Origin of the sequence: Nodosilinea sp. LEGE 07298 (genome assembly GCF_015207265.1) — a bacterium.
Taxonomy (GTDB): domain Bacteria; phylum Cyanobacteriota; class Cyanobacteriia; order Phormidesmidales; family Phormidesmidaceae; genus Nodosilinea.
Genome location: NZ_JADEXE010000237.1, coordinates 1 through 10465, shown reverse-complemented (window position 1 = coordinate 10465; position 10465 = coordinate 1). Strand labels below are relative to the sequence as shown.

Below are 10465 nucleotides of genomic sequence, written 5' to 3'. Positions count from 1 at the left end.
GGGCACCTGGCCAGAAGGTAATGGGGTAGGGGGGACTGGGGCAGAGGATGATGGAGGATCGGCAGGCAATTGGGCATCGGTGGGCAGCAAAGCGCCCCACTCACTTAGAGAAATGCTGGCTGATTGCCCAGCCGCAGGGCTACCGGCCTCTAGGGCTGCATCTAGGTTGGTCGGTAAGGCTGGATGGCAACGACGTAGCTCCACGGCAAGGGGAGCCTTGGTAGCCTCGGCCCGTTGCCCAGTCAGCAAAAAGTACAGCAGATGACTGAGTTCCCGCACCAATGCTGATTCTGGGGCTGATTCTGCAAGCGAGACGGGATCATTCGCCGCTGAGCTAGCGTCAGCCGGGGCGGCTTGAACCAGGTCAAACCCTGTAAAGGTAATGGTTTGCGCTGCTGGGGCGTACCACACCTGATCGGGGGTGAGCCGCAGCCCTGCCCAACCCAAAGGGCGCAGAATCTCAAGGACCTCGATCAGCTGCCGCAGCACAGCTAAACTGACCCGAGGCGGCAGGGGAGCCTGGCCAGTGATAAGGCGATCGAGCGGCATACCGGCTGGGTTAGCCAAGGTTTGGTAGCAGACGCCTTCCTCTTCAAACCCGCTTAGACGCTGCGGTAGAGCCGCGTGCTTTAGCCCGTTTACCTGATCGAGATAGCGATAAAAGACCTGTCGGTCAGAGGGGTCGGACAGGGTTTCTGGATTGCGGCTGCCCAACACGCGCAGCTGTACCCACTGCCCCCGAGACACGTCCATAGCCAGGTACAGGGGGCCAATGGCGTCATCAGCGACCCACGCATCGATTACGTAGGTACCATTTTGCAGGGCGGTGCCCACGGCTAGGGTCATAAAAAGCAGACGCAGTCAAGATCTTTGCCACTGTAACCCGTTCTTAACCCGTTCAGAGCTGGTATGTGCCACTATCTTGCGCCCTGGTTAAGGCCTGGGATAACGCTCAGCTAGCAAGGCTTCGGCCTCTGCTGAAGTGGCAATCTCACCGTTAAGCTGGGCTGCAAACAGGTCATCTAGCATGGGTCGAAACTGAGGCCCTGGCCGGTAGCCCAGAGCCTTAAGCCGATTGCCGTCGATCAAGGCCGGGGTGACGGCCCACTGCATCAGATAGCGCCAGATGGCTGGACCCAGGCGACGGGGGTAGCGGGCACTGGCCAGCAGTAGGGTGGCGGTATCGGCTTGACTAAACGCGGCATAGAGATCGCTGGGAGCAGGGTCAGTGACAATCAGGGCTTGCCACTGCTGTTCTCGATTGTCGAGGTCAGTGAGGCGCTCCAGGCTGCGATCGCTCAGGTGTAAATCAGCAGCTAAAGGCGATCGCGCCTCTGCAGGTACCGCCGCCAGCAGTCCCTCCAGCCGTAGCAGCCAGGGTGGCCCTACCTCCGCCCAGTCGAAGCGCTCTAGCCAGCGGCTGAGCCGACGCAGCTGCTGCCACAGGGCTGGGGTCATCGCCAGGTCGTCGTGCAGACAGCGCAGGGCCTGAAGCTGGTCGAGTAGGGCCAGGGCCGCTTGCCAGTAGGGGGCTTCGAGAATGTACTTCAGCTCGTTTTTGAGCCGCGCCTGGAGGGCAGGAGCGCGCCTAACCTGACGCTGCATTTGGGTGTAGGCTCCGCTGGCCAGGGCATGGTGAATGTAGCCCTCGGTTTGGCTATCGAGGCTAAACCCCAGGCGCACCGCAAACCGCACGGCTCGATAGATCCGGGTGGGGTCTTCAATAAAGCTGTTGGCGTGCAAAACGCGGATGATGCCCTGCTGCAAATCCATCAGACCGCCAAAGTAGTCGAGCAGCTGCCCCGCCCCAGGTGGAGTAAGTCGCAGCGCCAGGGCATTGATGGTGAAGTCGCGGCGGTACAGGTCTTGCTGAATGGAGCTGGCTTCGACCTCGGGGTTAGCCGCCGGGTAGGGGTAAAACTCGGTGCGAGCCGTGGCGATGTCAATCATTAGCCCGGCTAGGCTGTGGTCGAGATCTTTGCGCCACACCAGAGAGGCCGTTTGAAATCGCCCGTGCACCTGCACATCGACCTCAGGGAAATGCTGCTCAATCACAGCCGCTAGCTCAACACCCGCCCCCACCTGGACTGCGTTGAAGCCGCCATCGACCACCAGATCGAGATCGGGTAAAGCGGTCGAGGCGCGATCGCTACAGATCAGCAGATCGCGCACGGCACCGCCCACCAGGTAGAGGTGCCAGCCTCGCTCCTGGGCGGCGGCGGCAATTTGCCGCAAAATATCCTGCAGCGCGGGCGACAGGTTGGTTTCTAAGCTGTGCTGCAGGGTAGCCGCCGTGGGCCGCTTTGGTAATGCCTGTTCGGCGGTGGCGAACGCTGACTCCTGGTGCAGGTGGCGCAGCAGATCGGTGCGCGTCACGATGCCGACCAGTGCCTTCTCACGCAGCACCGGTAGTCGACCAATGTCATAGGTCACCATCAGGTGTTCGATGTCGGCCAGGGGAGTATCAGGAGTAATCGTTTTGAGATTGGTGGCCATGTAGCCCTTCACTGGGGCATGGCTAAAGCCGTGGTGGAGGGCCAAGTCAAGATCCCGACGGGAAATAACGCCCACCAGGCGATCGCCCTCATTTACCACCGACAGACCCGAGTGGCCGTAGCGCAGCAAAATGCGCTGCGCCTCGCGAATGGTGGTGTCGGGGCGAATCGTGCGTACCGGCGACGACATTAAATCGCGGGCGGTGGGCTGGGGGGGCAGCTGCGATCGCGCCTGCTCTAGCAACCGCTGCACCACCGCCTCTGGATCTGTCGTAGTGGTGGCCGCTGAGGCTGCTGTCGGGTGCCCACCGCCGCCTAGGGGAGTTAGTAGGGTGCCCCAATCTAAGCGATCGCCCAAGCGACCACGGGCTCGAGCAATTAGGGTCAGCTTTTGAGGAATGGATTCCTCAATAATGGCCCAATCTGATTCTGAATCCTGACCTGACGGCGTAGAAGACTCTTTTTCCAGGCTAGCGCTGGACTGATTAGATCCCGGATAGTAGGCCCCAAACAGGAAGGCATCGGCATCGGCTAGCGACATCAGCCGCTCGGCTAGCCCCGAGAGCCCCGGCAGGTAGCGATCGATTTTGAGCAGTACCCAGGCCAGGCGATGGCCCTCCACGGCCTCCACCTGTAGCGCCGCCAGGGACTCCGTCAGCAAATCTTGCAGTGCCGGACCAAGCCCTGGCTCTACAAAATCGGCCATGACCGACAGACTGGCCCCTTGGCTCATTAGCCAGGCCAGAGCAGCCGCATCGCGGGCGGTAGCGGTCTCGTATAGCAGCGACCCGGTATCGACATGAATGCCTAGGGCCATGACCGTAGCCTCGGCCACGGTGGGCTCAACGTCGTTCTGCTGCAGCGCTTCTACGACCAGCGTAGTCGCTGCTCCTACGGCTTCAATTATATGCTCCTGATCTGTCCCAGCACCTGCCTCATCTACGTTAGGGTGATGGTCATAGACAACAATAGGCACCTGATTTTGCCCAGCATGGGCGATCCACTCAGCCGCTGGGCCAAACCGCTCGGGCTGTTGGGCATCAACCAGGGTGAGATGGTGAATTTGGCTGGGGTCTACGGCCCGCCGCTCAATCAGTGGGTACTCGTCGCGGTGAAGGGCTAAGAACCGCTGCACCGTCGGATGACTGCCGCCAGTCAGCACAATTCGACGCCCTGGTTGCAGGCGCGCCAGTCCCACGGCAGCCCCCAGGGTGTCGAAGTCGGCGGTAGTGTGGCAGAGCACTAGATCCATACTTTTAACGCCATACTTTTCGGAGGGGCCTCTTTCTGATAGCGTACTGGTTAGGGTAGTGTGGCTGTTAACCTGGTTTTGGGCTATTTGCCGGGTTGCTTACCGCCGTCTCCGCTGCTGTGTTTGAGAGAGCAAAGATAAACCAATGGTAATTCTGTTTCAACTCGCGCTGTTTGCCCTGGTGCTGATGTCTTTTGTGCTGGTGGTGTACGTGCCTGTGGCCTACGCCTCTCCCCAAGACTGGGATCAGTCTAAAAGATTGATTTTGTTTGGCTCAATTATTTGGGGCGCGCTGGTGGTTGTAGTTGGCGGCCTCAACTACTTTGTGGTGTAGATACTAATTTTATGGCGGTATTTGAAGGCACGTTAGTCACGACAGGGTCTCCCCGGTTTGCTATCGTGCTGGGCAGATTCAACGATTTAGTTACGGGCAAACTACTGGAGGGCTGCCAAGACTGCCTCAAGCGCCACGGCATCGACGTGAACCCTGAGGGTACTCAGGTCGATTATGCCTGGGTACCTGGCAGTTTTGAGATTCCTTTAGTAGCACGGCAGCTGGCCCTCAGCGGGCGCTACAACGCCATTATTTGCCTGGGGGCCGTCATTCGCGGTTCTACGCCCCACTTTGACTATGTGGCGGCAGAAGTAGCTAAGGGCGTAGCCGCCGCCGGGTTTCAAACTGGAGTGCCCGTCATCTTTGGGGTACTCACGACCGACACCCTGCAGCAGGCTCTAGAGCGCGCTGGCATTAAAGCCAACCACGGTTGGGACTACGCCATGAGTGCCTTAGAAATGGCCAGCTTAATGGGGCAGATGCACTCAGTGATGGGCAGTGGTGCCGGTAATGGTGCAGCTCGCCTAGGGCCTGGGGTTGCGGTATCAGCTCAGCCAGTCATTGCCTCCGAGGCTGACTCGGTCTAAGCCCGAAAAAATCTCAAAAAAATGTTGACATAGTTACCGTTTTTTGAGATTCTAGATAAAGTCAAAACCAGCGAACGAGCACTTCCGACTCTGGTTTTTATGCGGGTATAGCTCAGTGGTAGAGCGTCACCTTGCCAAGGTGAATGTCGCGCGTTCGAATCGCGTTACCCGCTTATTAAATTCGTAGCGCTCTTAAATTGCTTTGCCAATCTTGGCTTGAGCAGGCTCAAGGCCCCAGATCTCTAACTGTAGAGATATAGGCAGCCTTCTTCTTGGTGCATTGCTGCGCGAATGCACCCTAATTCTTAGCGTTGACGCTGCATTAGGGTGGAACGTAAATGACTTAAGTCTGGTGGGCACTATCTGCCGAGGGTGGTGCGGTGACGCGGCCAAGGCCAATTGGGCCATACCCGGACGCACTCATGAACAATGCAGGTTAGGTTGCGTCACTCAGCCCGATCGCAGTCGGGGCTGTAGCCATGGCCCCTAATGGGCAAAATAGTGACTCAGGGCGGTGCCCCCGCAGCCAGTAGGTTTCCATCTCGCCTCGGCCTTTGACTGAAATGCAGCCTCGCTTTTCGAATTGGTAGAGGTCTTTAAGGCGTTCGTAGGTGGCGGCGGTGACCTGGATCTGGCCCGGCTCACTTGATGACTCCATGCGGCTAGCCACGTTAACGGCATCACCCCATAGGTCGTAGATAAATTTTTTGGTGCCAATCACCCCAGCGACCACAACGCCCGTGTTGATGCCAATGCGAATTTCGATCGGTTCTCCCAGTTCGGCCTGAAACGATGTGGTGACCTGCTGCATGGCCAGGGCCATTTCGGCGATCGCCTCCGCATGATCATCTTTGGGCGTGGGCAGCCCCGCTGCCACCATATAGGCATCGCCGATGGTCTTGATTTTTTCTAGCCCCAGCTGCTCGGCTAGACCATCGAAAGCAGAAAAAATTTGATTTAGCAAATCAACCAGCCGAATCGGCGACAGTCGATTGGAGAGGCTGGTAAAGCCCACAATATCGGCGAACAAAATGGTCACTTCATCGAAGTGCTGGGGAACAGAGGCCTTGGTCTGCATCAGCTCGCCTGCGATCGCGGCGGGCAGGATATTCAACAGCAGCTGCTCGGCCTTTTGCTGTTCGGCGGTCAGCTTTTCACGGCTGATTTGCAGCTCTCCCAGCATGTCGTTGATTTGCTGGCCCAGATGGTTCAGCTCATCGGTGCCCGGCACCGATACCCGCTGGCTGAGGTCGTTCGAGCGGCCAACGTGCTGCACCTGCTGGCTTAGCCCTAGCAGCCGCCGCAAAATGACGCGATCGATCAGCAGCAGCATGCCGCTGGTAAACACCAGGCACGACCCCAACAGCGACCAGCCCAGGTAGTGGCGGCTAACCTGCCCCTGATAATAAATGTCGCGGGGCAGCTTAACTTCCAGCAGAGCCTGGGGTTGGCCGTACACATCGGGCCAGAGAGCGTAACCTGCCAGGGTATCGGCTGACTGAATGCGCAACAGCGTAGGAAAGTTGCTCAGGTCAACCGAATCTTTTAGCGTCGCTAAAATGGGCTGCAGCGCCTCCGGTAGCTCGCTTTCTGTCAGGGCATCCTCAATGACAGGATACAAGCGCAAATCCAGGCGGGTGCGCAGAGCCAACGACTCGACCACACTGGGGCTGACATAGCGCCCCATTAATAGAGCACCTCGGGCGGGGCCAGTGGCATCGCTGCGTAAAATTGGCTCTACTACCACCAGCATGAGCTTGCCATCTACCGTCATCAACCCCTGATGGTGAGCGGCCAGGTGCGGAAACTGCATCAGCGGGCGATCGGGCGTAAGCTGCGGAGCCAGATCGCCCGGAATAGATGAAAAAGCTCGGTTTTCTAGGTCGTAGCTAGTGCCGTAGACAATGGCCCCCTCACGATTCACGACGGCGACCAGGTTGAGCTGTAGGCTCTCAAGGGCGTATTTGCTCAGGTTCGACTCGACATAGTCAGGGTCACGGTTTTGAACAAAGGCATAGGTATCGTTCCAGGCGGCCCAGTCTTCGGTAAGACTTTGCAGCTGGGCGAGGTCGCCCGCCAGCACTTCGTCGACCCGCTGTAAATTGCGCTGGGCGTCTTGCTGTTCTAGACGACCATAGCTGCGCTGCAAAATGACCGAAAAACTGCCAAATAGAATGGCCATTAGCCCCAGCAGGGGCAGGGTAGTCAAGAGCAACGTTTTGTGACGCAGGTTCATGGTTTGGGCCGTGGGGTGGGGGGTGGCACCCCTCAAAAGTACCTGTAGGGTACCCAGCGCAGACCAACGGAACGATGTCCCTTACCAATGCTTTGAAATATATCGGGGTTTTTGGCAGTCTTTGTAAGGCTGGCTGAGCTGCGGCGTTACTGAACTTAATTTCCGGCGATTGAGGTAAATTCTGCGGAACTGTGGAGGTATTAGGTGGTTGGTTAGGTGGGGCGCGATCGCATCCTACCCCAGCAAAAGCACGCGATTATAGCTGTGGCCAGTCTGGTTAAGACAGGTCTCCTATGAACATTCAAACGTTTGAACGTTCATAGGGTTTCTGGATGTCCTAACCAACGTGACTATGGCTATAGCACTAATCGCGCCACCGTCTCAAAACGGCGCTAAATTTTAGAGAATCTCTCAGGCCACCCTATGCCCATTGTTCTGCCGCTGTTTGCTAAGGCCTTTTTTACCCTATTCGTGGTGATCGACCCGGTGGGGCTAACGCCTTTGTACCTGGCCCTGGTGAGCGATCGCAGCGAGGCCGAGCAGACCCAAATCGCCACCCGAGCCGTGGTGGTGTCTGCCATTATCCTGCTGGTCTTTGGGTTGACGGGGGCCTACGTGCTGCACAACCTGGGCATTAGCCTACAGGCGTTCCAGATTGCGGCGGGGGTGCTGCTGTTTAAAATTGCCCTGGATATGATTTTTGTGCAGCAGGAGCGAGAGACCGAGGCCGAGGCCGAAGAGGCCGAAGCTCGGCAAGACGTAAGCGTCTTTCCCCTGGCGATTCCGCTGATTGCCGGGCCGGGTAGTTTAGCCAGTATTTTGGTGCTGTCGCGGGAGTCAACCAACTATTACCTGGGGCTGAGCGTGGTGCTGGCGGCGGCTGGGGTAGTTTTGATCCTGTGCTACATTTTTCTGCTGCTATCGCAGCCCTTGGGCAAGCTCCTGGGCCAGATTGGCATTAACGTTGTCACCCGCGTGCTGGGGGTGCTGCTAGCGGCGCTGGCGGTGCAGTACATGCTCGATGGGTTACTCAGTGTGCTGCAGCTGCCGCCCGCCCAGGCCTTTGGCCTCGACACCGAACTGCCGGAGTTGTAGACGACAAGACCTCAGACGACAAGACCTCCGAGTTTTGAGAAAAACTCGGAGGTCTAAAGCGAGAGCTACACTATTCAGCTCTTTAAGCCAGCAGTACCTGCCCAGCGGCATTCACCCCAGCGCCAGGGGTGAACTGGTCGTAGCCCAGGTGGGTGAGGGTCGATTCTAGGGCCGCGACGGCGGTGAGAATGTCGCGATCGCACACAAAGCCCAGGTGGCCAATCCGAAAGATCTTGCCCTTGAGGTGGTCTTGGCCCCCAGCCAGAACAATGTCAAACTGCTTTTTCATAGTCGAGCGAATTTGCTCGGCCTCTACCCCCTGGGGCATAACGGCGGTAATCGCCGGGCTGGCACAATCGTCGGCCCCAAACAGAGGCAGGTTGAGGGCAGCCATAGCGGCGCGGGTGGCTCGCTTCTGGCGATCGTGGCGGGCAAAAATCGCCTCTAGCCCTTCTTTCTGCATCATTTGCAGCGCCGCTTGCAGGGCAAAGAACATATTCACCGGAGGGGTGAAGGGGGTCGTATTCTTAGCCGCCCCTTTGCTATAGGGCTTGAGGTCGAGGTAGTACTTAGGCAGGGTCGCCGTTTCGTAGGCTTCCCATGCCTTGGCGCTAACGCTGACAAAGGCCAAACCGGGCGGAATCATATAGCCCTTTTGGGAACCAGACGCCACCACATCCAAACCCCATGCATCGACGGGCACCGAGCAGGCTCCCAGACTGGTCACCGCATCCACTATGATCAACGCCCCGTGGGCTTTGACGTGGCGATTGATGGTTTCCAGGTCGTTGAGTACCCCAGTGGAAGTTTCGCTGTGGGTGATAATCACCGCTTTGATGTCTTTGGCGGTGTCGGCCTCTAGCGCCGCCTTGAAGTCATCGGGATTCAGCGGCTTGCCCCACTCGGCGGTAATTTCGTGGGTATCGAGGCCGTAGGCGCGGGCCACCTCGCCCCAGCGTTCGCCAAACTTGCCGTTGTTGCCCACCAGCACCTTATCGCCCGCGCTGAGAAAGTTGATCATGCCTGCTTCCATGGCCCCGGTGCCGCTAGCGGCCAGCACCAGCACGTCGTTTTGGGTCTGGTGCAGCCACTTGAGGTTCTCGGTAACCTCGCCCATAATGGCGCTAAATTCGCCGCTTCGGTGGCCCATGGGGTGCTTGGCCATGGCCATTAGCACCTGCTCTGGTACAGGGGTCGGCCCCGGAATCATCAGCATCAACTTGTTATCCATGCCTTACTGCCCCAACTCTGCGATCGAAGAACAAACCTCCAGCTTACCAAGTAAGGATGGGAGGTTTTGCATTTCTTCGCGGTGTCGTAAGAAGTGTTGGGGGGTTTTGGGTTTTGAATTTAGAGCAACTAGAGGCTTGAGAGGCGAAGTCTTCCGGAAAGAGGCAGTTATCTTTGTGGTATATCAACGAGCCTAAGACTGAATTTAGCCAGGGCTCGGTCGGCACTTCAGCGGGTAAACCCAGGGCATGAGTGACCACATCTTTATTTCCCACTCCACTCAAGACGACTCCACAGTTGCACAGCTACGGGAAATGCTAGAGCTGCATAGTCAGATCCCCTGGATCGATTCACGGGAGATGACTGGCGGCGATGACCTGGAGACCACGATTGAAGCCAGCATTCGTACAGCCCGCTATTTCTTGGTAGTTGTCAGCATCGATGCTCTGAGTTCTCAATGGGTGCAGCGAGAATTAGGTATTGCCCACGCCACAGCCCAACAGCGTACCGACGGTTACAAGATTATTTCTGTCGTGTTGCCCGGAACGCCGCTGGGGTTGCTCAAGCCCTTTTTCCCTGGCGACCCGTTGCATATTGAAGTAAGCGATCGCCCTAACGGCCTCACCGAGGCGATGCCGCAAATCTCGGCGGCGCTGGGGCTAGAGCTACCTGTCGATCGCAAGCCCGGACCAACTATCACCGTCGAACCCGTTGAAGAGCTGCTGCTCAAGCTCACCGACCCACACATCACTGAGCACGAGGGCATTCGCCGCGCCACCGCCACCGCCGAACTCACATACATCCCCGCCGACCATGGCTGCGACCAGAGCCGCCAGATCACCAGCCGCCGCTACCGCTTCACCGCGCCCCTGGGGCCGCTGGAACTAGACGACATTCGCTGGTATATCGAGCGGTACTACCAGTGGCCGACAGGGGTGTTTAAGCAGCGAGCCAACCAGCTAGAAGCCTCGTTACCCAAGTGGGGCCAGGTGCTGTACCAGGCGGCTGTGGCCGGAGAATCGGCCCGCGAACCCCTGGAAGCCTGGCAACGGACCACGGGCAGCCGCCGCTTTTCGGTACAGGTAGATGCTGAGCCGATGGAAGGCACCCCAGAGGAGGAAGCCGCCCAATTTCGAGAAGCCGCCAACGACCTGCTGTCGCTGCCCTGGGAGATTTTGCACCATAGCAAGGGCTACCTGTCTCAGGGGGCGAAGGGGGTACGGGTGCGCCGTCGCC

8 protein-coding genes and 1 tRNA gene are annotated in these 10465 nt (G+C 58.2%); 5 read left to right on the top strand and 4 right to left on the bottom strand.

Annotation, left to right across the window (positions count from 1 at the left end):
• The coding region (locus IQ273_RS24585; protein WP_194025780.1) for a hypothetical protein at positions 1 to 846 on the bottom strand (846 nt) is incomplete at its 3' end.
• An 87-nt stretch (positions 847 to 933) separates the two neighbouring features.
• Complete coding sequence (locus IQ273_RS24580; protein ID WP_194025779.1) at positions 934 to 3747, bottom strand: CBS domain-containing protein; 2814 nt, start codon at positions 3745 to 3747, stop codon at positions 934 to 936.
• Between the two features lie 145 nt (positions 3748 to 3892).
• Between IQ273_RS24580 and psbZ the strand changes: the two genes are divergently transcribed.
• The 3 genes from psbZ to IQ273_RS24565 all read left to right on the top strand — a co-directional run bounded on the left by psbZ (position 3893) and on the right by IQ273_RS24565 (position 4841).
• Entirely contained in the window at positions 3893 to 4081 is a 189-nt protein-coding gene (gene psbZ / locus IQ273_RS24575) for a photosystem II reaction center protein PsbZ (protein WP_194025778.1), read from the top strand.
• A gap of 11 nt (positions 4082 to 4092) precedes the next feature.
• Positions 4093 to 4668, top strand: coding sequence for a 6,7-dimethyl-8-ribityllumazine synthase (gene ribH, locus IQ273_RS24570; RefSeq protein WP_194025777.1), 576 nt, complete (start codon positions 4093 to 4095; stop codon positions 4666 to 4668).
• A gap of 101 nt (positions 4669 to 4769) precedes the next feature.
• Positions 4770 to 4841, top strand: a tRNA-Gly gene (locus tag IQ273_RS24565).
• 263 nt (positions 4842 to 5104) lie between these two features.
• Here the strand turns inward: IQ273_RS24565 and IQ273_RS24560 are convergent.
• On the bottom strand, positions 5105 to 6904 hold the full coding sequence (locus tag IQ273_RS24560; RefSeq protein WP_228053782.1) for an adenylate/guanylate cyclase domain-containing protein: 1800 nt from the start codon (positions 6902 to 6904) through the stop codon (positions 5105 to 5107).
• A gap of 423 nt (positions 6905 to 7327) precedes the next feature.
• On the opposite strand from IQ273_RS24560, the gene IQ273_RS24555 reads away from it, so the two are divergent.
• Positions 7328 to 7999: a MarC family protein gene (locus IQ273_RS24555; protein WP_194025776.1), complete on the top strand. Its 672-nt coding sequence runs from the start codon at positions 7328 to 7330 to the stop codon at positions 7997 to 7999.
• An 82-nt stretch (positions 8000 to 8081) separates the two neighbouring features.
• On the opposite strand, the gene IQ273_RS24550 is transcribed toward IQ273_RS24555, so the two are convergent.
• A complete protein-coding gene (locus tag IQ273_RS24550; RefSeq protein WP_194025775.1) occupies positions 8082 to 9230 on the bottom strand; it encodes an alanine--glyoxylate aminotransferase family protein in 1149 nt (382 codons plus the stop codon).
• A 247-nt stretch (positions 9231 to 9477) separates the two neighbouring features.
• Between IQ273_RS24550 and IQ273_RS24545 the strand changes: the two genes are divergently transcribed.
• Positions 9478 to 10465: toll/interleukin-1 receptor domain-containing protein (locus IQ273_RS24545; RefSeq protein ID WP_194025774.1), on the top strand; the 988-nt coding region annotated here is incomplete at its 3' end.

Excerpts from the sequence above, each read along its gene's own strand:
- IQ273_RS24550 (WP_194025775.1), bottom strand. The coding sequence starts at position 9,230 with ATGGATAACAAGTTGATGCTGATGATTCCGGGGCCGACCCCTGTACCA.
- ribH (WP_194025777.1), top strand. The coding sequence starts at position 4,093 with ATGGCGGTATTTGAAGGCACGTTAGTCACGACAGGGTCTCCCCGGTTT.
- IQ273_RS24560 (WP_228053782.1), bottom strand. The coding sequence starts at position 6,904 with ATGAACCTGCGTCACAAAACGTTGCTCTTGACTACCCTGCCCCTGCTG.
- psbZ (WP_194025778.1), top strand. The coding sequence starts at position 3,893 with ATGGTAATTCTGTTTCAACTCGCGCTGTTTGCCCTGGTGCTGATGTCT.
- IQ273_RS24555 (WP_194025776.1), top strand. The coding sequence starts at position 7,328 with ATGCCCATTGTTCTGCCGCTGTTTGCTAAGGCCTTTTTTACCCTATTC.
- IQ273_RS24580 (WP_194025779.1), bottom strand. The coding sequence starts at position 3,747 with ATGGATCTAGTGCTCTGCCACACTACCGCCGACTTCGACACCCTGGGG.